The following is a 24,056-nucleotide window of genomic DNA, read 5'->3' as shown; positions in this document are numbered from 1 at the left end:
CTGTTACCTTTGCCGCCATGAAAAGTAAGACGTTAAAGAAGGATAAGGTCAACATCATCACCCTCGGCTGCAGTAAGAACATGGTGGATAGCGAAGTGCTGAGCGGCCAGTTATTGGCCAATGAAATTGATGTGGTGCACGAGAGCAGTAAGAAAGATCACAACATCGTTGTTATAAATACCTGCGGCTTTATTGATAAGGCGAAGGAAGAAAGCATCAATACGATTCTAGACCAGGTGGAACTGAAACGCCGTGGCAAACTGGATAAAGTGATTGTAACAGGCTGCCTGAGCGAACGTTACAAAAATAACCTTGAAGCCGAGATACCTGAAGTGGATGCATTTTATGGCACCATGGAATTGCCCATGATCCTGAAACAGTTTGAAGCCGATTATAAAACGGAGCTGGTGGGTGAGCGTTTGTTAAGCACACCATCGCACTATGCTTATTTAAAGATCAGTGAAGGTTGCAACCGCACCTGTTCCTTTTGTGCTATTCCGTTAATGCGTGGTCAGCATGTGAGCAAGAGCATGGATGATCTTGTGAAGGAAGCTGAAGGCTTGGTAAAGAAAGGTGTAAAAGAAATTATGCTCATTGCACAGGAACTGACATATTACGGGTTAGACCTCTACAAAAAACGCATGTTGGGTGATTTAATGCATCGTTTGGCAGACGTAAAAGGTTTAGAATGGATCCGTTTGCATTATGCATACCCACATAAATTTCCATTGGATGTATTGGATGTAATGCGTGAACGACCGAACATCTGCAACTATCTCGATATGCCGTTGCAACATGCAAGTGATAATATGCTGAAAGCAATGCGCAGACAAATCACCAGAACTGAAACAGAAGAATTGATTGCAGCAGTAAGAGAAAAAGTTCCGGGGCTTTGTTTACGTACAACCTTGATCGCTGGCTTCCCCGGTGAAACATTGGATGATATTGAAGAAACAAAACTCTTCCTGCAAAAACAACGTTTCGACCGTGTGGGCATTTTCACCTACAGTCATGAAGAAGGCACCAGTGGTTTTGATTTAATTGATGATGTACCTGCAGAAGAAAAAGAACGTCGTGCGCAGGAGATCATGGGCGTGCAGCAGGAGATTTCGTTTGAACTCAACCAGGAGAAAGTTGGTAAGACGTTTAAAACAATTGTTGATAAGAAAGAAGCAGGTCGTTATTTAGGTCGCACCGAATTTGATTCAGTTGAAGTAGACAATGAAGTGATCATTCAAACAGACAAGCGTTTAAAGATCGGTGAGTTTGTAAATGTAAAAATTACAAAGGCATTTGATTACGATCTGGAAGGAGAAGTTGTGTGAAGAAAGAAAGCCGGTAGTGGTTAGTGGAAAACCAATAGGCAATCGTTATAAAAAGAATAATCCCGATCATATCGATCGGGATTATTTATGTAATGAAGGAAATACTTTTTTATTTTTTCTCTTTTGATTGTTGTGGGCCTTTTTTATCTCCACCAAAACCTTGTGTACGGCGTTTCTTCATTTCGTCCAGAGTTTTATTGAAGAGTTCTACTTGTTCGGGCCTGCATAAAGCACGTATCTGTAAAAAATGATTGTGAAATGCGAGTTCAAATTTTTTCTTATTGGCCACGATCAACGTAAGGATCGAATCAAGTTTTAAACTATCAGTTGAACCTTCTTTCAGCAATACAAATTTTGCTTCCTGCAACTGTTTGTCTTCTTTCCACAGCTCGCCTAATTCCTGTTTGTGTTTATCCCGTAAGTCTTTGAGTTGTGCAACTTGTACTGTGTCTAAATTTAATTGCTTGGTGAGGTATTCAGAATAAGGTCGTCCGCCACCACCAGGTCGGTTTTTACTTCCATCTTTTTTACCGAGCAGGAAAAAAAGTGTAACTGCATTTAATACCAGCAACAGCAGTACAAGGATTGTAAGGAACTTTGTCTTATTCATGTTTCAACGGTCAGGGTAAAGAAGTATAATTATTTTCGAGGTCGTATTCGTTGATCACTGTTTCAATGCCAATGGTTGAAATAGAATCTTCATTCGTGGTGGAAGCGTTCCAGCCCAACACGTTCAGCACCAACATAAAAATAAAAACGGTAACAGTAGCGTACACCCATTTCAATTGGATGGGCTGTCGGGTAATGGGGTTTTGCAAACGGGCCATTACACGGGTATGAAGATGGGGGTTGCCTTCTGCCGGCTGCATTTGCCGCAGGCTGCCCATAATTTCATCGATCCACTGTTCTTGATCTTTTTTCATTTCTGTACTATTTGACGGTCAAAGAATAAAAAACTTGCTATTGGTTGATGTTTTTGTAATAATCGGCCAAAATGCGTCGTAAGTTTTTCCGTGCCCTGAACAATAACGACTCAATGGAAGATACGGAACTGCCGGTAATTTCGCTGATCTCGGCATAACTCAATCCACCGGTTTCACTTAATAAAAAGGCAATTTTCTGAGTTTCAGGTAGTTGTTCAATGGCTTTGTAGAGTGTGGCAGCCTTCTCTTTGTTCTCCGATACAATGCCCGGATGCACAAAATCGCTGGCATCGCTGATAGGTTCGCCGCTGTCGTGAAAAAGCTGGGTTAGAAAGGCAAAGCGCTTTTTCCGCTTTTTGCTCCGGATCAGGTCGATACATTTATTGATGGTGATGCGGTAGAGCCAGGTGCTTACCTGCGATTCGCCTTTAAATGTATGGGCCTTGTGCCAGGCTTCCACAAACACATCCTGTGTAATTTCTTCCGCATCTTCCGCATTCTGCAGCATATTCAATGCAGCATTGTACACCCTTGGTTGGTGTTGTGTGATAAAGTCCCTGAATGCCTGTTCATTATCCTGGAATAGCAGCATGCGGTTGTCTGTGGGCGATCAAGATAAGAAGGAATGCTTTAATGAACGAAAAAAAGTGCCGGTCGGTCAGAGGTTTTTCAACGCTTCCTGCACGTATTCTTTTTTCCTGCGGGCCACTTCCACTTCTGATCCATCACTCATTTTTAACCAACCTTGTTTATCGTAGCTTTCAATATGTGTGGGGTTGATGAGATGTGATTTATGAGTTCGGAGAAAATGTTGCTCTTTCAAGATCTCATCATACTCTTTTAATGTTTTGGCCGAAACAAATACACGGTTTTGAGTGAGATGAACTTTCGTGTAGTTGCTATCGGCTTGTAATCGAATGATCTCATCGAGTGTAACATATTTTACTTCTGATGCATCGGCCAAGGCAAGTTTGAATTTTTCTTTTTTCCCTTGCGAAATATTCTGGATGAAGTTGCGGAACAATTGCTGACCAGCAGGTGCATAAATGCGTTTGGCTTTAAAACGTTCCACTGCTTTTTTTAATTCTGTTTCATCAATTGGTTTCAGCAAATAATCCAATGCACTGAAGCGGATGGCTTGTATAGCAAATTCGTTGAAGGCAGTAGTGAAGATCACTTCAAAGTTCCATTGATCAATCGTAGTGAGCAGATCGAAACCGCTTTGATGCGGCATTTGTATATCGAGAAAAACAATATCGGGTTGAAAGTTATGAATGAGCGGCAATGCATCCTTTACACTGCGTGCACTCTGCACCACAGAAATATCAGGGCAATACTGTGCAATAAGCCATTGCAGCAGATCAATGCTCGATTGCTCATCATCAACGATCAATGCTTTTATCATGTTTCTTCCGGGTTATAATAAGGAATCGTAATAATTACTTTGGTGCCCACTGCATGTTGCTGCGCATCAAACATGTCTTTTATTTCCACATGCGCAGGTTTGCCGGTTTTCTGTTGCAACAGTTTCAACCGTTCTTCAATAATGCCAATGCCTTTGCTTTCATGTATTTTACTGCTGATCTTTTGTTGCTGTATGGCTGCAGCATTGCTTCGACCAACTCCATTATCTTCTATTGTACATGTCAGGTGATCATCGCTGTGGTTTACAAATTCGATCTTTAGTTTCTTTTCTCCTTCTTTGTGTAATAAACCATGCCAGATGGCATTCTCTACAAATGGTTGTACCATGAGCGATGGCACCAGCACTTCATCATTGCTCAGATTTTCATCCACATTAATTTCATAACTGAACGATTGATCAAAACGTAATGATTCTAACTCTACATACATCTGTAACACTTTCAACTCTTCATCCAATGGAATAAAATTCTTTTCTGCATAGTTGAGCAGTGAACGTAGGAAGTTGGAGAAGATAGTGAGATACTTGTATGCTTTTGTTGTTTGCTGCGATACAATTAAATGCTGAATGGAACTTAATGCATTGAACATAAAATGCGGGTTCATCTGTAACCGCAGGTTCATGAATTTTGATTCGGCCATTTTTACATTCAGCTCCATCACTTCCAGTTTTGTTTTCTTCATAGCATCCATAGCCATGGCACGGGAAATTTTGGCTGAGCTGAGGGAAGCAATGGTTTGCAATGCTTCAAGATGTTGTTTGGTAAAAAAGTTTTTGCGTTGATGTTCTGAATCGATCACAGCAATTACTTTGCCTTCGTGAATGATGGGAACTGTTATTTCCGAAAAACGTTGTTCATCATCAACAATATATCGTTTGTCTTTTGAAGTGTCGTTGATGATGTTGGCTCTTCCTGTTGCAGCCACATCACCCACAATTCCTTTTCCGAACGGAATGATGATGGGGTTTTTGATCTCGTATGCTTTCGGACTTTTTGGTCCGTACGCTGCTTTTTGCAACAATACTTTTTCATCTTCATTAACTGTATAGATTACACAATCTTCAAAACCCAAACGGGAGATACAGTTACGGGCAATATCCCAAAGGATATCATCTACGGATGAATGTTCAAATCCTGAATGAGCGAAATAATCGATCATCTGCTTTACTTCTTTTTCTCTTTTGCGTCGTTGCAGGAAATTAAAAATGCTATACAGCAGTGCAAAGAATGCAGCGATGTAAGTAAGTCTGAACCAGGTTTGCTGCCACCAGGGTTTACTGATGTTGAGTTGAACAGGATGTGCAGCTTCAAACCAGTTAATACCATCTCGTGATGCTTTTACATGAAAGAGATAGTTGCCTGGTGGAAGTTTGCTGTAAACAGCCTGTCCGTAAGCGATTGGTTTTTTCCAATCGTTATCATAGCCATCGAGCTTATAGAGGAACTGTATTTTTTTTGATCCTGTTAATTCACCGGATGAAAAATAGAAATGGAAGGATGAGGTATTGTACGGAAAGCGAATGGTATCTGTTGTTGTAAAATGATAATTGCTATCTGTCGTGTACAATGTATTGATCGATGGTTGCAGCTGAACAGAGATGGTATTCAGTTGCTGCGGATAAAAAGAATTTAGTCCTTTATCACTTCCCCAAAACATTTCACCATCTGCTGCTTTAAAACAGCTACGCATGCGAAAACCTGCATGACTAAAACCTAAACCTTCTTCATACACTGCATAATTATTGGTAGCAGGATCAAAACGGATCAAACAATTGAGATTGCCGATCCAGAGAAAACCATTTTCATCTTTTAAGATGCCTTCGCATTTATCATTGCGTAATCCTTTGCTGCGGTTGTACACAGTTGTTGTTCCGTTTGGTGCAAGTACGGTTAAGCCTGCAATGGTGCCAATATAAATATTGCCTTTATTATCTTCATTGAACGAGAAAACACGGTTGTGTGATAGTCCTTGTTTGTCGGTATAATGTTTCAACGTTTGTTTCTGCTCGTTATAACACCATGCACCACGGTTTGTACCGATCCATAGTTGTTGTTTACTATCGATCCACACCGTATTTGTATAGATACCATTTAATTCTTTCAATAAAGGATGAGCTGTAAAATTTGTTATCTGTAAGTTATTGGTATTGATCTTACAAATGCCACGCATGGTTGCTACCCAAAGATTAGCTGTGGCATCTACACAAAATCCATTTGTCCAGGTTGAAGGGAGTGAATCGGTAGCGCCTTTCCTTCTGCCAAAATGTGCAATTGTTTTTTGGTCTTTGTTAAGAAGCAATATACCATAGCGTGTAGTTCCAACCCACAAACGATCCTGCTCATCGGCATACAATGCCCGTACTGTTTCTTCTTTGTTAAGATTCGTTCCATCAGGCAAATAATAATTGATAAAGGATGTTTGATTGGTTGTTCTGTTTATTCGGATCAACCGATCCTGTGTGCCCAGCCATACCAATCCCTCTTTTGCAGCAATGGTTTGAATAAACCCATCAAACAAATTACCAGCTTCATCTTTAAAATAAGGACGATACGCAATCTGTGGTTGTTTAAGGTTCAGGTAATGCAAACCCGATGTACGTGTTGTAACAAAGAGATAGCCGCTGCTGTCGTAATGTAATAAACTTGTATTATCGCCACCAATACTGCGGTCATTCAATGGATCATGATTCAACAGCTGTAAACTTTCTTTTTCCAGATCAATGAGATACATGCCGGAGAACCGTGTGCTGATTGCAAACTGCTGCTCATTGATACGGGTGATATTTCGAAGGTCTTTTGCCAATGCGTTTCCGTTTTGATCTTTCAGGTTTGTGTAACTATGCGTTACAGTTTGTGTGTTTATGTTGATACGGAAAAAACCGCTTCCGGAAAGTGTATAGGTAAGGATCTCGTTATTATTGATTCGTGCAGCACCCATTAACACCCCGGGTAGTTTAATTTCCATTAATTTTTGCTGCGTTGAATAATCGATCAGCAGTAAACGGCCGTTACCATAAACCATGAATTTATTTTCATCAAACGGCTCAACAAAACGTACTGTTTCTGGTAATAATGAATCGATCGCTGTATTCCATTTTTCAAAACGATGGGTCGATTTGTTATAAACATAATGCCCGTTTACTTTTCTAACAATAAGCCCTTTTACTTTTGTAAATAGGTAATTAGCAGCAAATGTATTTTCTGTTGAATCGCCAATAGGGAACGAATGAAAATTCCTCTTTTCATCAAGCATGGTTACAAAATTCGTTGCTGTTCGTAACCAGATGCGGTTTTCATTGTCACAGATCACTTGCAGCACATCATTGCCTGCAAGTTTTGGATGATCATATTTATAATATGTGCTGATGCTGTTGCCATCAAAACTATTGAGCCCTTCTGATGTGCCGATCCAAAGAATTCCATTTCTGTCACGCTTTACATCATTCACATTGTTATCGCTCAACCCTTCTGCTGTGCTGAGGTGATAAAATGCAGGGCCTTGTGCAGTTACTTTTTGGGCAGTACATGCAATGAACAGTAGAACGACAATATGGATGACTCTGATCAAACGAATAGAACAATTGGTTTCACGGATCAAAAATTACTCTTTTTCTTTCAAAGCGTTGTAACCAAACTCCGCATTAAGCGGAGCCTGATCAACAACTAAAAAAACACAAGGTGAAACAAGGTCAGCAACTTAACTTCTTATTACCATGCATCATCGTAAGCCTTTGCCAGTTTCGAAGGACTGGCCACATGTTGAATATCATCACTCACATTACTATTTGAATTGATGCTCACATATATACTGTTGGGAAAACTCATAATGATACATTCGCCACCAGGACCCGGACCACCGGGGCCACCGCCGTTTTTCCAGAAGTATCTTCCTTTTGCTCCACCAATACCATTTACTCCATCAAAACCACAACCGGCTATTTTCATTAATTGTTTTGTTTGTTCAGGCACCAGTTGATTGTTTTCAAAGGCTATCATTACCTGTGCAATTTCATAGGTGCTCATCACCAAACCTCGTGAACCGGCAATCAATACGTCATCGCTGTTGGTTACAGGTGCCAGGTTGCTGTTCCAACGGTAGAACATGGTGTAATTATAGTTATTCAATCCCTGGTGGTTCCAGTTTTTAAAATCAATTTTTTCCCAATGTGCAATGTTCGATGGTTGCAATACAAGATCACGCATAATTTCCCGGAACTCCAAAGCCGTTGCAGATTCCAGTGTATTATTCATTTCAGCCGCTGCAAAATAGCCTTTGCCATATTTCATGTAAGGAAGGAGGATACGACAAAGGGCAAAGTTTGCATTGTTGTAAGTGCGTGTTGTATCAATTTGCGCTATGTTCATCATTTGTTTTAAGGATGCATAGTCACGATCGTTTTTTGCGAAACCGCTGTTGTGTGATAATAATCTGCGGAAGCTGATCTGCATCAACGAGGGATGTATGGTCCACGAATTAGGCAGATAATTATGGATATAGGCGTCAGGCGAAATGCCTTTTATCTGCAGCATTTTAAATACTGCAATTGCTGTCATGAATTTTGTAACGCTGAAAATTTCTTGTCTTGTTTCAATGGTGTAAGGAACATCTCCATCCGATCTGGTGGCTTTACCGGCTGCACCAAACCGCATGATCTTATCACCAATTGCAATGGTATAAGAATAACCCACGGCCTGCGGACCATAAGTAGTTTTGATATTCTGTTCAAATTTGTCGAGATCAAATTTTGGTTGATTGCTGTTGATCCCTTGCTCTTTTTTTTGGCAAGCAACTAGCAGGAGAATAAAACTGGCAAGAATAAGTGTTTGTTTCATGTCTTTGATTTTTGGTTTATTTTTTTGGTACTGCTAAAGTAGATGGCCAAAAATCAATTACAGGTATACCGGTTAGTTTGCGGCAGTTGTGTTTGAGTTAGCGGTTAATACAATAAAAAATCCCCTTTTGCGCAAGCAAAAGGGGAGCGATGATAAGGTTAGCTGTTTTTTCCAAACTTGTCCCTCTTGAAGAATCAAAAGGGAGTAATAATCAACATGAGAAAAAGGTTTTAGATCACTTGTTTATTTTTTGTTTTCGTTTTTTCTTTCTCTTTCATTTCAGCTTCGGTTGCTTCGCCAATAATGATGCGGCCAAAGTTTGACTTCACTTCTATTTTCGATGAACCGGAACCTGATTTTCCTTCGTAACTACGATTAGAATCCGGGCCATATTTATCAGGCGTATCTGTACGTTTGATGTTGGCATTGGTACGGTCTACCACTGAGCCAAAACTTGTTTTGATGGTATAAGTGGCAGAGAAATTTGAAGCAGGGCGTAGATTGACAGTGCTGTATGATTCATTCAGCGTTAGGGAAGTAAGATCATTGTCGATATTGATGCGGCTGCTGTTGCAAAACTCCATATTGATCTTGTTGCTGCCTGTAAGATTTTCAATGGTTACAGTTGAAAATTTGAATGTAGAAGTTGAGTTGTTTACATTCTTCAAGGTTGCTTTACCAAATTCAACTACCAGTTTTTCCGTTTTAGGCAGGTTACCTGCGGTTAATGAACCAAACTTACTGCTGAGTGAAACGCTGCCGTTGTAGTCGGGTAATTTGATAGCACCAAACGAGTTTTCAATTTTCAATGTATTGTTTGAAGGTATCTGAACAGTATAGTTAATACTCATACTGCTTTTACAATTCTTACAATTGTAATTACTGTTCTTGTTTTTACTGGTAGTGGTTTTGAATTTTATTTCATTGCCGTCTTTACTTTCAGTAACATCGATGTTCTCAAACATTTTCTCAGCTAATTCTTTTTCGGTTGAACTTGCTTCAATATGGATCTCCACTTTAATTTCATTTCGGTCCCAGGTAGTAACAGTTACGTTGCCGAAGCTGTTATCGATATTCAGGGTATTACCTGAAGCTGAGTAGGTTTTAGAAATAGTGCGTTCCTTAAAATGCTCGTAACGTTTTTTCTCTGTTTTCTCTTCCTTTTGCTGAGCGGTTGCCTGCACTGTAATAAACAGCAGGGCCATACCAAGAATGGTTTTGAATGAAAGGTTCATGTTCATACTTTTTTAATGATGTAAAGTGAATCAGTTGAATGGCACTAACCATTCGGCAATTCATTGTTTTGTTTTGTTTGTTTCTTGATGTCGTTGGTGATCATCAGCTGGCGATACAACAGTTCTGCCTGCAGTTGCAGATTCTGAAGCATAGCTTTCATGATCACATCTTTATTGGGTGTGTGTGCTGCTTGTTTTTGCAGCATGTTATATGTACTGTCGAGTAATTGCAGATCATCTAAAAACTGTTTGTATAATTCAGGATTATCAGCCGTTGCTTCTTTCAATTCTTCCTGACGTGTTTCGATAGCATTGAAAACCTGCTTTGCTTCTGCTGCATACTCTGGCGCAATGCCGGTAAGTTGTGCAGTATTGGTTGTTGCTTTTGGATCAGTTGCTGCCAGTTCATTTTTCTGTTGATGGACATACAGGAAGTACACTGATGTCAGCACAATACAAACCACAGCGGCCGCTGCTGAAAATTTATAGATGTCTTTCAGTGAAAAAACCTTTGCTTCTTTTTTGATGGGGAGCGTTTTTTCGATCTTGCTCCATACATCGGCACCCGGGTGCTCCGTATCAAACTCACTTCGGTTTCTGTTCACGAATTTTTCCAGGTTACTGCTCATATACTTCTTGTTTTAACAGCTGTAATAATTTTTGTTTGGCCCGCATGTATTGTGTGCGAACGGTTGAATGTGCCACTTTCATCATCTCCGCCACTTCTTCCTGTTCGAACCCTTCAATTAAATGAAGCGTTAACACAGTGCGGTAGCCATCGGGTAATTTTTGCATGGCTTGTTTAATACTGTCAACCGTGTACCAAACTTCATCTTCTTCAACTAGCGATTCATCAGCAATATTTTCTGCATCCGTTTCCAACCCATTCACATGCAGTTTTTGTTTTTTAAGATGTGCAATGCTTTTATACACCACGATCTGTCGTAACCATGCACCAAAAGTTGACCTGCCTTCAAACGACTTCAGTTGCTGAAATGCATCGGTGAATGCTTCCTGCAGAATATCTTCTGCATCATCGGCCCGGTTCAATATCCGCAGCGCTGTATTGTACATGGCCTTTGAGTAGCGGTCATACAGGACCCTGTATGCCGAAACTTCTCCGTTGAGGCATTGCTGCACCAATACGTCTGCTGATGGGATGATTGTTGACAGGTTCAATGGTTTTTATAATAGAAAGTATAAAGTTCATTGATTTTGTTGCACGGCCCGGGCAGGAATTTTTGGGTGAAGAGATGGAAGGAGGAAAAAGAGGATGAGTGGTGGGACGTCTACCATGCTAATAATGCAAGCTCGGGATATTTAAAGAACGCTTCGGTTTCCTTAAACATTATTCCCCCATCTGAATAAGGAATATCAGTGACCAAGGCAATATCGCTGTCGTTTTTTTGTTGATATGCTAGATATGCGCAATTTGCGATTCCTTCATAGTTTTCGACCAGTTCTTTTACACCGATAAGAAACAGAATCCTTGGGAATTTCAATGCCCAGTAAAACTTATTCCTCCCCTGACCTATTAACCAAGAGCGAAAATATTCAAACGCATCGTCAGAGCTACCTCCGTTTAAAGAATAGACCGCTTCCCAAAGTTTATAGCTATAAGATTTCGCCATTAGCAAGGTAAATGTTCGGTTGAATCCAATGATTTCGTCGTTTGATAATTTAGATAATGTATTTGTGAGTAGCGAACAATGTGCAGGGTAATTTTTATTGGCACCATTTCGGGTTGTTTCAATGATTTTCCAAAACTCTTCTTCAGGCATTAAGTTGCTTACTGGAAATTTATTTGTTAATAACTGGCCAGTATAGTTTGGAAGGTCGATGACTTTTCTGAATATTAAACGAATAAGGAGTAGTAAAAGAAATATGCTTATGGCTACGAATGTTATGTTCATAATGGAGAATGAATGATTTTATTCCGGTTCTTTAAAAATATACTTTTCATCATATTCAATTTCAAAAGCTTTCAACAATTTCAGGTATTCATCGAGAAAGCTTTCTTTTTGATGATGTATTTCCTGATTTTGAATATAACGGATAACATCGGGTACATGGCTTTTAGAGTAAGAGAAAGCGCCATAACCTTCCTGCCATGCAAACGGAGATGAACACAGTCTGTTATCATTGACCCATTTGCTACTTTCTGTTTTTACATTTTGAATGAGTGATGAAACAGATTGTGTTGGTCGCATGCCAATAAAGAGATGAACATGATCAGGCATACCGTTTATCTGCAGCATTTTGTGTTCGTTATGTTGAATGATGCCCGTGATATATTGGTAAAGACGTTCTTTCCAATTGGGGAGAATGAGTGCTTTTCGATATTTTACAGCAAATACAAATTGTAAATGAATTTGGGTGTAGGTATTTGGCATAGTTGTGTTTTTGTGAATTTAGATATTGCCAGTTGAAATTGCAATAGCTGATATGATAGGATTGGAGCGCCAACCGCTCCTACGGAACGGTAAATTCTTCCGCACCTATGTTCTACCCATGAGATATCCCTACGGGACAAGTCGATGTTTTGTTGCATTAAGGTAGAGGACAAGGAAGAAATGTTTGGTATGCGGATTTTATGTTCCGTAGGAAAATTTGCCGGGTAGAGATGTGAATTTAGATTTGCGTTCCGCTAGGAACGCTTGGTGATGTTTCAATGGGTTTGAATAATTATAAGAATCCACCAGCCGTTCCTACGGAACGGAAAACCTATCCGGGCATTTATTCTACCTACGAGATGTCCCTACGGGACAAGTCGAAGTGTCGTTTATATTATGTTAGAAAGAGAGGATGTTTGGGTAACAGAGTCTATGTTCCGTAGGAACATTTGCTGGGTAGAATGGTGAATGAGTTGTATTTGCGTTCCGTAGGAACGCCTGGTAAGATGAATAGAATTAGCGAACGATAAACGGATTGCGACGCAACAGGCGATGCTATGAAAAACTATTGCTGGTATCTAAAAAATCACGCCACCATCATAACCTGCTGATCTTCCTTTGCATGCTTCATCACAAACCAAAGCGTAACGATTGTGGAGAGCAGAAAGTAAGCGCCAATGATATACTTAAGTACAGGGCTAAGTGCTGCGGCGCCAAACCAATCGCCGGTTTGTAAAATGATAGCAATGCCGAAACTGTTCTTGATGATCTCCCACACGATGGCGTATTTGTTACGATCCATCAGATCGGTGTAGGCATAAACGCTTAGGAAGATGAAAAAGCCGTAGATATAAATATAATAAGCGTTCAATGCGTTGATGGATGCAATATTGCCAAACAGATAACTGATGAATAACAACGCCATGGTGATCTGCACCCAACTCCATACATGTAATGAAGTGGAAGCTTTGGTATCGTACTTCTGCATGTTGTACACATCGTTGATCTTGTGTACCGGATATTTCTCTGCAACATCTGCTGGCCGCCAACCCGTTGGCATCATCCAAATGCGGAATTTATCGTTCCAGCTTTTAGTTAGCCATGCATCTTTAATCAACAAACCCAAATGCATGAAATTTATTTTGATCGGGTTCCATGTTTGCACCGGCCTTGTAATACCATAAACAGGTTTTTTGTCAGGGAGTTCTTCCTGATACGTCCCAAAGAGTTTATCCCAGATGATGAATATCTGTCCATAGTTCTTATCTAAATACTCAGGATTGATAGCGTGATGCACACGATGATGCGAAGGAGTAACAATGATCTTCTCCAGAAATCCCATCTTGTTGATGTGTTGTGTATGATACCAGAACTGAGCAAACAAATGCAGTGGAGCAACAACAGCAATCACCATAGTTGGCACACCCAGCAACGCAGCCGGTAATAAAAAGATGGTGAAGAGACGGAACACAACAGAGATACTTTGTCGCAAGGCGCAAGCCAGATTAAAATCTTCACTGCTGTGATGAATGATATGTGCATTCCAGAAAAAATTATATTCATGATCGAGACGATGCACCCAATAACCGGCAAAGTCGAGCGCTATAAACGCAATGATGTAAGTAAGAATGGTATTCTCAATATGTACGATCGCTAATTTATCTGCCAGCCAACCATAACCGATAATGGCAATACTTAAACCCAACACATCTTTTGTAACATTGGTAATGCCACTGCTGAGACTGGAGATCATATCCAGGTTGCGGACAGTTTGTTTTCCTTTCCAAACACCATACCAGGCTTCGGCAAGCACCAGCAATAGAAAAGCCGGCATGGCGATGAGTAAAATTTTACCGTAGGTTTCCATGTGCAAACAATCTTACTGCGAAAATACGGAAAGGCCGTCAGTTTACCTGCTCCCGGTAATCGGCCATGTATCGGGAAGGAGAAACACCAGTCACCTGTTTAAACACCCGGTTAAAACTTACCGCACTGCTGAAGCCACATTCATACGCTACAGATGAAATAGCAACTGCTGTATTGCCTGTCATTTTTTTGCAGGCTTCGTTAATACGTATTTCGTTCAGGAAACTGATATAGGTTTTGCGGGTGTGTTTTTTAAAGTAGCGACAAAAAGCCTGCACCGTTAAATGTGCAACTGCAGCGATCTGTTCAAGGCTGATGTGCTCCGTATAATGTTCCATGGTGTACCGATATACATCATTCATACGCAAGCCTTCGGTATCGGAAATACTGTAAATAGTTGATGCCGATGAAAGGACCCGATTGCCTCTGCTGTTGCTGAGTGTTTGCAACAGCTGAATGAAATAGGAAAGTCGATACGCTTGTTTTGCCTGCTGCACCTGTTGCATTTCCACAAGAATCTTTTTGATTGCTGCAGCAGCAATTTTTAACCCGGAGTTTGTCTGTTCAATGAAGCGACGTATTGGTTTTGTTTCTGGCAATGCAAGTACAGTTTCATAAAATTGTGCAGGATTAAAGAAAAGTGACAGTGCTTCTACCTTTTTCTTCTTGCGTTTATCAAAGTAAACAGGATCGCTTTTAAACAGGTGCGGTTGATTGGCGCCGAGTATATAAATATCACCAGGCAAGAATGGTTGCATGTAATTACCGGCGACCAATGTACCTGTTCCTTCTTTGATCCAGGTGATCTGAATTTCCTGATGCCTGTGCAGGTGTACATAAAAATGCGGCAACACTTCGTGCTGCACCACAATGGAACTGTCACCTGCCACCGGTATAGTAAACTGTACAACCTTCATTTTAGCAAATATTATCCTGTTTTGTAAAAATACAAGTATATCGAGTTAATATCGGTAAAGAATCCGTTAAGAACCGCCTCTGTTTTCATTCAGGCATCGGTTACTTTCGTTTAAAATTTTATACTATGTCATTTGAATGGAAAGGAGTATTTCCCGCTTTACTTACACCGTTTACCGCTAATGATGAAGTTGATCTGCAAATGTTTGAAAAGAATCTACAGGCACAACTTGACGCAGGCGTGCATGGTGTGATCATTGGAGGTTCACTTGGCGAAGCCAGCACCATTACTGCTGAAGAAAAAGAATTGCTCATTAAACATGCGATCAAATTCCTAAACGGAAGAATTCCGGTGATCATGAATATTGCAGAGAGCACAACGAAAGATGCAGTGCAACAGGCAGCCAATGCAAAAGCATGGGGAGCAGCAGGATTGATGTTGTTACCACCCATGCGATACAAAAGTGATGACAGGGAAACAGTGGAATATTTTAAAACCATTGCAAAGTCAACCGACCTGCCGATCATGATCTATAACAACCCGGTTGATTATAAGATTGATGTTACGCTTGACATGTTTGAAGAACTGATCGAGTGCAGCAACATCACCGCTGTGAAAGAAAGCACAAGAGATGTAACCAATGTTACTCGATTGATCAATCGTTTTGGTACACGTTTAAAAATTCTTTGTGGTGTTGATACATTGGCAGTGGAAGAATTGTGTTTGGGAGCCGATGGCTGGGTGGCAGGTTTGGTTTGCGGCTTCCCAAAAGAAACCGTAACCATTTATAATTTGGTAAAGACAGGTAAGATCGCCGAAGCAGCAGCCATCTATCGTTGGTTCATGCCATTGCTTGAACTGGATATTCATCCCAAGCTCGTGCAGTATATTAAACTCGCTGCCACACAAGCAGGAATTGGAAGCGAATATGTTCGTGCCCCACGCTTAACTTTACAGGGCGGCGAACGGGATCGTATTTTAAAAATTATTAACGATGGACTCGCAGCACGACCGGTTTTATAATCCATCAAACAACAAACATGAATTTAGCAGATACGCCGTTACATGAAATTGATGCTTACATGCAGGAAGCATGGAAAGCGTTTCATATCTATCGTAAAAAAAGTTTGAAAGAACGTGCAGCCTTTTTGCGTTCCATTGCCATTGAGTTGGAGAATTGTGGCGATACACTCATTCAGACTGCCATGCGTGAAACGAATTTACCGGAAGCAAGATTAAGAGGTGAACGTGGCCGTACTATTTTTCAATTGAACAGTTATGCCGATGCATGCGAACGTGGCGAATGGCTTGAAGCAAGTATTGACACAGCTATTCCTGATAAAGTGCCGGCAAAACCAGATATCAGAAAAATGCTGATACCAATGGGGCCCGTTGTAGTGTTTGGCTCAAGCAATTTTCCATTTGCGTATTCAACAGCAGGTGGTGATACAGCATGTGCATTGGCTGCGGGTTGTCCTGTTATTGTGAAAGCACATCCTGCACATCCCGAAACATCGCACATAGTAGCAGATGCAATTTTTAAAGCAGCTGCATTTAATAATTTACCATTGGGTGTATTTACGCATGTATATGGTGCAGGGTTTGAAACAGGAAAAGCATTGGTTACACATCCGCATACAAAAGCAGTTGGCTTCACCGGTTCTTATGGTGGAGGTAAACAATTATTCGATTGGGCCAATCAACGTAAAGAACCGATTCCGGTATTTGCAGAAATGGGCAGCGTGAATCCTGTGTTTTTATTACCGGAGAAATTGGCAAGTGATGCAGCAGGTATTGCAACAGCCTATGCAGGTTCAATTACGTTAGGTGTGGGACAGTTTTGCACCAATCCCGGTTTGATCATTGCAATTGAAAGTGAAGCGTTGAAAACCTTTACGCATGATCTGGGGAAAGCAATACAAAAAACACAACCTGCTGCTATGTTGCATGCAGGTATTGTAAAAGCATACAAAGAGAAGAAAGGAAATGCATTGTTGCAGGATGATGTACACCTGGTTGCAGAAAGTGAAACAGCTGTGAAAGAAGATGAAGGTTTGCCAACTGTTGCAACTGCAAGTGCAGAAACATTTTTAAACAATCCGTTGTTGCACCAAGAAGTGTTTGGTCCGTATTCACTCATTATCCGTTGTAAAGATGAAGCAGAGATGCTGGCTGTTGCACAACAACTGGAAGGACAGTTGACGGCTACACTCATGGCAACAACAAATGAGTTGAAGAAGAATGAAGAATTGATAGAAGCCGTTAAAAATATTTGCGGACGTTTTATTTTGAATGGTGTGCCAACCGGTGTAGAAGTTTGTTTGAGTATGCACCATGGCGGTCCGTTTCCTTCAACAACCGATAGTCGTTTTACAAGTGTTGGTGCCGATGGCATTAAACGTTTTGCACGACCGATCTCTTTACAAAACTGGGAGAATGAATTATTACCCGATGAATTGAAGAATGAAAATCCATTAGGGATTTGGAGAAGAGTGAATAGCGAACTGACGAAAAATGTTGTTCAGTAAAGTTTATAAAGTTTCAATACATATTGAACGAAGAATTGATAAATCATGAGCCGAATCGATCAACCCATCATAAAGAAATATCCCAATAGTGAACTCTATCGTTTTGGTGGTTGGGTATTTCATTGTGTGGATGCACATACCTGCGGCAACCCGGTTCGTTTAGTCGCTGAAGGTGGTCCTGCATTGCAGGGAAATACGATGAGTGAAAAACGTCAGCACTTTTTAAAAGAGTATGATTGGATACGCAAAGGATTAATGTTTGAACCAAGAGGTCATGATATGATGAGTGGAAGTATTCTCTATCCACCACATGATCCGCAGAATGATGTAGCCGTATTGTTCATTGAAACAAGTGGTTGTTTGCCGATGTGCGGCCATGGAACAATCGGTACCATTACCATTGCAGTGGAAGAAGGTTTGATCGTTCCGAAAACACCGGGTGTTATTCGTATGGAAGCACCGGCTGGGTTAGTAATGATCGAATACAAAATGACTGGCCTTGGCCTTCAGGCCAAGGTAAAAAGTGTAAAGCTCACCAATGTACCTGCCTATTTACACTCAACAGAATTAACCGTTGAATGTCCTGAGTTGGGTGAGTTGGTTGTAGATGTTTCGTATGGTGGAAATTTTTATGCCATTGTGGATGTGCAGAAAAATTTTAAAGGTCTTGAACATTATGCTGCTGATAAATTAATTGCATGGGCAAGAGAATTGCGGAAGAATATCAATGCAAAATATACATTCGTTCATCCACAGGATGCAACGATCAATGGCTGCAGTCATATTTTATGGGCGGGTTCTGTGATCGATCCCACATCTACTGCACGCAATGCAGTATTCTATGGTGATAAAGCAATTGACCGTAGTCCATGTGGTACCGGCACCTCTGCACGCATGGCGCAATGGTATGCAAAAGGGAAGTTGAAAAAAGGCGATCAGTTTATTCACGAAAGTATTATTGGCAGTAAGTTCATTGGTACCATTGAAGAAGAGTTAGAAGTGAATGGTATGAAAGCTATCAGGCCCGGTATTGAAGGTTGGGCAAAGATCTATGGTTACAATACCATCAGCATTGATAAAGACGATGATCCGTATGCTTATGGCTTCCAGGTTATCTGAACCATGATTTATAGGATTTATGGGATGAGCAGGATAGAATCAGGAAAGCAGAGTTTTCGCATAACAATAATTTATTTACAAGTTTTCAATAGCTGGTTACATGAAAAAAGTATTTCTCCTTTTGCTTGTTTGTCTGTTTCAATTAAACCTGTTTGCGCAAAACAGTTTTCAGAAAATTGAGTTCATTAATTTCTCACAGGTGAATGTGACTGATGCATTCTGGAAACCTAAGATTGATAAAGTTGCTACCAAAACATTAGCTGCCTGTATTTATCAAACAGAAGTAGCCACGCCACGCATCCGCAATTTTGAACGTGTTGCAAGAAACAAAGGTGAACAGCACGAAGGCATTTTTTATGATGATAGTGATGTGTTCAAAGCATTGGAAGCAATGGCGTATTCATTAAAGACGCATCCCAATGCAGAAATGGAAAAGAAATGCGATGAATGGATTGATAAGATCGCTGCTGCACAACAACCCGATGGTTATCTCAATACCTGGTATACGTTGAAAGGTTTACAGGATCGTTATACCGATATGAGCATGCATGAAGATTACAATGCAGGCCACATGATTGAAGCTGCAGTTGCCTATTTCAATGCAACAGGCAAGCGTAAATTTTTAGATGTATGTATCAAATGGGCCGATCATTTTGATGCATTGTTTGGCCCGGGTAAACGTCATTGGGTAACGGGTCACCAGGAGTTAGAATTAGCATTAGTGAAATTGTATAAGACCACTAAGAATGAAAAATATTTAAAGCTGGCCGATTGGTTATTGAGCGAACGTGGCAAACGTTTAGCAAAAGGTTATACATGGACCGATTGGAAAGACACAGCTTATGCACAGGATATTCTTCCGGTGAAAGAGCAAACACAAATCACCGGTCATGCAGTACGTGCCATGTACATGTATACAGGTGCTGCTGATGTGGCAGCACAAACAGGTGATATAGATTATATGCGTGCAATGAAAAAAGTGTGGGAAGATGTGGTGCATCGCAACATGTATATCACCGGTGGTATTGGCTCTGCAGGAAGTAACGAAGGTTTCAGCAACGATTATGATCTGCCGAATGAGCAAGCCTATTGTGAAACATGTGCAAGTGTCGGCATGGTATTTTGGAATCAGCGTATGAATGCACTCACTGGTAATGCAATGTATATGGATGTATTGGAACGCAGTTTATACAATGGCGCATTGGATGGATTAAGTTTAACAGGCGATCGTTTTTTTTACGGTAATCCACTTGCATCACGTGGACAGCATCAACGCAGAGAATGGTTTGGTACGGCTTGTTGTCCGGCAAATATTGCACGCATGGTGGCATCACTCGGTGATTATATTTATGCAAAAAGCAACGATGGCATTTATGTGAATCTGTTTGTTGGAAGCAATACAAGTATTCAGTTGCCCAAAACAAAAGTGGATGTAAAGATGGAAACAAATTATCCATGGGATGGGAAATTGAAAATTGCTGTTACACCACAACAGAAAAAATCGAAATTCAAATTACATATCCGTATTCCCGGTTGGTATAACAATGGTTCAGTACCCGGTGATTTGTATAAGAATGCAAGCGCAGACTTTTCTTCAGCTCCTGTAGTTACAGTAAATGGTAAGCCTGTTACTGTAGTGAATAAAGATGGATACCTGACTGTGGATCGTGAATGGAAACAAAGCGAAGTTGTGGAACTGGAGTTTGCAATGAATGCGTACACTGTTGTTGCAAAAGATTCCTTGAAGCAAAATAACAACCGCATTGCCATTCAACGTGGACCAATTGTATATTGTGTTGAAGGTGCAGATAACAATAACAAAGCATGGAATATTGTACTGCCTCCCAATACAAAGTTTGAAACGATCGATTATAAAATAATGGATGAACCAGTGAAAGCATTAACGGCTGAAGTACCTGTTGTACTTGTTGCAGAAGATGGTTTGTCTATCCGTACAGAAAAACGAAAGATCATTGCTATTCCTTATTACACATGGGCCAACCGTGGTAAAAATGAAATGCAGGTTTGGTTGCCAACAAGTATTAAAGATGTAAAAATTAATTATTAAGATCATGAAAAGAGTATTCATTGTTGTTGCTGTTTTAATGTCTCTGTTTCAAAATGAAATAGTAGCACAGCAAACAAATATCTGGTCTGTTGAAAAAGCAAATGCCTGGTATCAAAAACAAGGTTGGCTTGTGGGTGCAAATTTTTTACCCAGCACTGCCATCAATCAACTGGAAATGTGGCAAGCAGAAACATTTGATCCTGCAACGATCGATAAAGAGTTGGGCTGGGCTTCAGCAATAGGCATGAATGTAATGCGTGTTTATTTGCATGACCTTGCCTGGAAAGCAGATGCAGCGGGGTTTAAAAAGCGAATGGATCAGTTTCTAAAGATTGCAGTAAAGCACAAGATCAAAATTCTTTTTACCATTTTTGATGATTGCTGGAACCCAGATGCAGCTATTGGTAAACAACCCGATCCAAAACCGGGTATTCATAACAGCGGATGGGTTCGTAGCCCGAATATGAATGTGCACAATGATTCTTCTCAATGGAACTATCTTGAGCTGTATGTAAAAGATATTCTCAACACATTTAAAAACGATGATCGTATTTTAATGTGGGATCTGTACAATGAGCCCGGTAACAGCAAATACGATCTTACTTCTTTGCCTCTGCTGAAAAAAGTATTTGAATGGGCATGGGCAGTTCGTCCATCACAACCACTCACCTGTGCAACCTGGTATAACAATAAAGAATTAAATGAATACCAGTTAAGCCATTCTGATGTGATCAGTATTCACAACTATAACGATGCGGATAATCTTGAAAAAGAGCTGCAGGAAAAATTAAAACTCGGTCGACCTGTTATTTGCAGTGAGTACATGGCCCGCACAAGAAACAGCAAGTTTCAAACACACTTGCCTATTTTTAAAAAGTATAATGTAAGTGCTATCAATTGGGGACTGGTAGCTGGTAAAAGCAACACCATTTATCAATGGGATACACCAATGCCGGATGGCAGTGAACCAAAACTTTGGTTCCATGATGTATTTCGGAAAGATGGGTCGGCTTATGATCCCAAAGAAATCGAAGCAATCAAAACCTTAACAGGAAAAAAATAATTATAAGGCATGAAGCAAATTCTCTTTGCTGTTTTTCTTTTTACAATTACCTTTTCTTACAGTCAATCGTATATTCCTGAAAAGAAGAATACAAAAGTAAAAGTGCAACCTGTTGTACCTGTAAAAGCATTTGCATTTCCGTTGAGTGATGTGAAACTGTTGCAGAGCCCGTTTGCAAAGGCCATGCAGTTAGATAGTGCCTACCTGCTATCGTTGAGTGCAGATCGGTTGTTGTATCGTTTTTATGAAAATGCAGGATTACCTGTGAAAGATTCTGTGTATGGCGGATGGGAGATATTAGGGTTATCAGGTCATACATTGGGGCATTATCTTTCGGCTGCATCGATGATGTACGTGTCAACAGGAAATATTGAATTTAAAAAACGTGTTGATTATATCGTTGCAGAACTGGAACGTTGTCAGCTTGCACGCAAGACCGGTTACATTGGCGCCATACCAAAAGAAGATTCCATTTTTGGTCAAGTGGCGAAAGGAGAAATTAAATCATCCGGTTTTGATCTGAACGGAGGATGGAGCCCCTGGTACACCGTGCACAAAGTAATGGCCGGTTTGTGCGATGCCTATTTGTATTGCAACAGCAACAAAGCATTGAAACTGGTTACAGGCATGGCTGACTGGACGTACAATACCGTGAATCATTTACCCGATTCAACAAGATTAAAAATGTTGAACTGTGAATATGGCGGCATGAACGATGTGCTGGCGAATATCTATTCCTTCACCGGCAATAAAAAATATCTTGATCTTTCCTATAAATTTTATGATGAATTTGTAATGGGTAAACTGGCACAACGTATTGATCCGTTACCCGGCAAACACAGCAATACCAATGTGCCGAAAGCAATTGGCAGTGCAAGACAATATGAGTTAACAGGCAATAAAAGTGATCGAACCATTGCTTCTTTCTTTTGGGAAACCATGGTGCACAACCACAGCTATGTTATTGGCGGTAACAGTAACTACGAGTATTGCGGCGAAGCAGGTAAACTCAACGATCGTTTAAGCGATAATACCTGTGAAACGTGCAACACGTACAATATGCTGAAGCTGACAAGACATTTATTTGCCTGGCAACCTTCTGCACAGTTAATGGATTATTACGAGCGTGCTTTGTACAATCATATTCTTGCATCGCAAAATCCTGAGAACGGCATGATGACTTATTTTGTTCCGCTGCGGATGGGTACAAAGAAACAATTCAGCGATCAGTTCAATACATTCACCTGTTGTGTGGGCAGCGGTATAGAAAATCATGCGAAGTATGCGGAGCAGATCTATAGTTACGATGGAAAGAATAATCTCTATGTAAATCTTTTTATTCCTTCAACATTAAACTGGAAAGAAAAAAATATACGCATCACACAAACAAATTATATTCCTGAAAGTAAACAGATAAGGCTTGTTGTGAATACTCCAACACCAACTTCGTTTACACTCAAAATTCGCAAACCATCGTGGAGCAATGCTACACAAGTTATTAAAGTAAACAATGCAGCAATAAAAACAGAAACAGATGCAGCCAGTTATTTAACTGCAACACGATTATGGAAAACCGGCGATGTTGTAACGGTTGATTTGGAGATGAATCTTTATACAGAAGCAATGCCCGATAATCCAAACCGCATTGCATTCAAATATGGTCCGTTGGTATTGGCCGGTTTGTTAGGAAAAGAAAAACCCGATCCCGTTATTGGTGTGCCGGTGTTGTTAACTTCAAATCGTAATGTGAATGATTGGGTTCAGTCAACTTCGTCTTTACAATTTCAAATGAAATCAGTTGGTAAGCTGTTTGATGTAAAACTCATTCCGTTCTATCAAACCTACGATCAGTATTACAGTGTGTATTGGGATTATTTTACACCGGATGAATTTACCAAGCTGCAAGCCGATTATGAAGCCGAGAAAAAGCGTATTCAGGAAATTGAAAACAGAACGATTGATAACTTCCGTGTTGGGGAAATGCAACCTGAACGTGATCACAACCTCAAAGCAACAGAACGTTCTTATGTAAGCGATGCCATGGATCGTATGGGGCGTGAAGCAAGAAGCAATAATTCCTTTGAGTTTGAAATGAAAGTAGATGCATCAACAAGTAATTCGTTACTGTTGACTTATATTGGTGATGATAAAGACCGTGTGTTTGATATTTTAATAGACGGTGTAAAATTGGTGACCGAAGAATGGAAGGGTGGTAAAACAGGAAAGTTTTATGATGTCGAATACAAACTGCCTCCAACCATGATCAGTGGTAAAACAAAGATCGCCGTGAAGATCGATGCGAATCATGGTAAAACGGCAGGCCGTATTTTTGGTGTGCGTACTATAAAAGAGTAACAATAAAT

20 protein-coding genes are annotated in these 24,056 nt (G+C 40.4%); 7 read left to right on the top strand and 13 right to left on the bottom strand.

The window, feature by feature from the left end:
• Positions 1-17 precede the first annotated feature (17 nt).
• Positions 18-1,325 (top strand): 30S ribosomal protein S12 methylthiotransferase RimO, encoded by a 1,308-nt coding sequence (gene rimO, locus WG989_RS00700; RefSeq protein ID WP_340426605.1) that lies wholly within the window; start codon positions 18-20, stop codon positions 1,323-1,325.
• 109 nt (positions 1,326-1,434) lie between these two features.
• On the opposite strand, the gene WG989_RS00695 is transcribed toward rimO, so the two are convergent.
• From WG989_RS00695 to WG989_RS00635, 13 genes are all read right to left on the bottom strand, one after another.
• On the bottom strand, positions 1,435-1,935 hold the full coding sequence (locus tag WG989_RS00695) for a Spy/CpxP family protein refolding chaperone (RefSeq protein ID WP_340426604.1): 501 nt from the start codon (positions 1,933-1,935) through the stop codon (positions 1,435-1,437).
• 10 nt (positions 1,936-1,945) lie between these two features.
• Complete coding sequence (locus WG989_RS00690; RefSeq protein WP_340426602.1) at positions 1,946-2,248, bottom strand: hypothetical protein; 303 nt, start codon at positions 2,246-2,248, stop codon at positions 1,946-1,948.
• A gap of 37 nt (positions 2,249-2,285) precedes the next feature.
• Positions 2,286-2,840 (bottom strand): RNA polymerase sigma factor, encoded by a 555-nt coding sequence (locus tag WG989_RS00685; protein WP_340426600.1) that lies wholly within the window; start codon positions 2,838-2,840, stop codon positions 2,286-2,288.
• A 66-nt stretch (positions 2,841-2,906) separates the two neighbouring features.
• Positions 2,907-3,653 (bottom strand): LytR/AlgR family response regulator transcription factor, encoded by a 747-nt coding sequence (locus WG989_RS00680; protein WP_340426598.1) that lies wholly within the window; start codon positions 3,651-3,653, stop codon positions 2,907-2,909.
• Positions 3,650-7,270: a two-component regulator propeller domain-containing protein gene (locus WG989_RS00675; protein WP_340426597.1), complete on the bottom strand. Its 3,621-nt coding sequence runs from the start codon at positions 7,268-7,270 to the stop codon at positions 3,650-3,652. Before WG989_RS00675 ends, WG989_RS00680 begins: the two co-directional genes overlap by 4 nt.
• A gap of 110 nt (positions 7,271-7,380) precedes the next feature.
• Entirely contained in the window at positions 7,381-8,505 is a 1,125-nt protein-coding gene (locus tag WG989_RS00670; RefSeq protein ID WP_340426596.1) for a serine hydrolase domain-containing protein, read from the bottom strand.
• A gap of 230 nt (positions 8,506-8,735) precedes the next feature.
• A complete protein-coding gene (locus tag WG989_RS00665; protein WP_340426595.1) occupies positions 8,736-9,740 on the bottom strand; it encodes a DUF4097 family beta strand repeat-containing protein in 1,005 nt (334 codons plus the stop codon).
• A gap of 44 nt (positions 9,741-9,784) precedes the next feature.
• Positions 9,785-10,369 carry a hypothetical protein gene (locus WG989_RS00660; protein WP_340426594.1) on the bottom strand — a complete coding sequence of 195 codons (585 nt, stop codon included), beginning with the start codon at positions 10,367-10,369 and terminating at the stop codon, positions 9,785-9,787.
• Entirely contained in the window at positions 10,359-10,919 is a 561-nt protein-coding gene (locus tag WG989_RS00655) for an RNA polymerase sigma factor (protein ID WP_340426593.1), read from the bottom strand. The genes WG989_RS00660 and WG989_RS00655 overlap by 11 nt, the downstream gene beginning before the upstream one ends.
• Positions 10,920-11,029: 110 nt before the next feature.
• Positions 11,030-11,653: a DUF4240 domain-containing protein gene (locus WG989_RS00650; protein WP_340426591.1), complete on the bottom strand. Its 624-nt coding sequence runs from the start codon at positions 11,651-11,653 to the stop codon at positions 11,030-11,032.
• 18 nt (positions 11,654-11,671) lie between these two features.
• Positions 11,672-12,133, bottom strand: a complete 462-nt coding sequence (gene tnpA / locus WG989_RS00645) for an IS200/IS605 family transposase (RefSeq protein ID WP_340426590.1) — start codon at positions 12,131-12,133, stop codon at positions 11,672-11,674.
• A gap of 586 nt (positions 12,134-12,719) precedes the next feature.
• The gene (locus WG989_RS00640; protein ID WP_340426589.1) at positions 12,720-14,000 is read right to left on the bottom strand and encodes a sterol desaturase family protein; all 1,281 of its coding nucleotides are present in this window, start codon (positions 13,998-14,000) and stop codon (positions 12,720-12,722) included.
• Positions 14,001-14,037: 37 nt separating this feature from the next.
• Positions 14,038-14,916, bottom strand: a complete 879-nt coding sequence (locus tag WG989_RS00635; protein WP_340426588.1) for an AraC family transcriptional regulator — start codon at positions 14,914-14,916, stop codon at positions 14,038-14,040.
• Positions 14,917-15,041: 125 nt separating this feature from the next.
• On the opposite strand from WG989_RS00635, the gene WG989_RS00630 reads away from it, so the two are divergent.
• From WG989_RS00630 to WG989_RS00605, 6 genes are all read left to right on the top strand, one after another.
• Positions 15,042-15,938: a dihydrodipicolinate synthase family protein gene (locus WG989_RS00630; RefSeq protein WP_340426587.1), complete on the top strand. Its 897-nt coding sequence runs from the start codon at positions 15,042-15,044 to the stop codon at positions 15,936-15,938.
• A gap of 17 nt (positions 15,939-15,955) precedes the next feature.
• Complete coding sequence (locus WG989_RS00625) at positions 15,956-17,443, top strand: aldehyde dehydrogenase (NADP(+)) (protein WP_340426586.1); 1,488 nt, start codon at positions 15,956-15,958, stop codon at positions 17,441-17,443.
• 45 nt (positions 17,444-17,488) lie between these two features.
• The gene (locus tag WG989_RS00620) at positions 17,489-18,562 is read left to right on the top strand and encodes a 4-hydroxyproline epimerase (RefSeq protein WP_340426585.1); all 1,074 of its coding nucleotides are present in this window, start codon (positions 17,489-17,491) and stop codon (positions 18,560-18,562) included.
• Between the two features lie 100 nt (positions 18,563-18,662).
• Positions 18,663-20,630 (top strand): glycoside hydrolase family 127 protein, encoded by a 1,968-nt coding sequence (locus WG989_RS00615; protein ID WP_340426584.1) that lies wholly within the window; start codon positions 18,663-18,665, stop codon positions 20,628-20,630.
• 4 nt (positions 20,631-20,634) lie between these two features.
• Positions 20,635-21,693, top strand: a complete 1,059-nt coding sequence (locus WG989_RS00610) for a glycoside hydrolase family 2 TIM barrel-domain containing protein (protein WP_340426582.1) — start codon at positions 20,635-20,637, stop codon at positions 21,691-21,693.
• A gap of 9 nt (positions 21,694-21,702) precedes the next feature.
• Entirely contained in the window at positions 21,703-24,048 is a 2,346-nt protein-coding gene (locus tag WG989_RS00605) for a glycoside hydrolase family 127 protein (protein ID WP_340426581.1), read from the top strand.
• Positions 24,049-24,056 lie beyond the last annotated feature (8 nt).

Origin of the sequence: Lacibacter sp. H407 (assembly GCF_037892605.1) — a bacterium.
Lineage (GTDB): Bacteria > Bacteroidota > Bacteroidia > Chitinophagales > Chitinophagaceae > Lacibacter.
The sequence above is the reverse complement of the archived record's forward strand: the minus strand, read 5'-3'. Positions and strand labels throughout refer to the sequence as shown.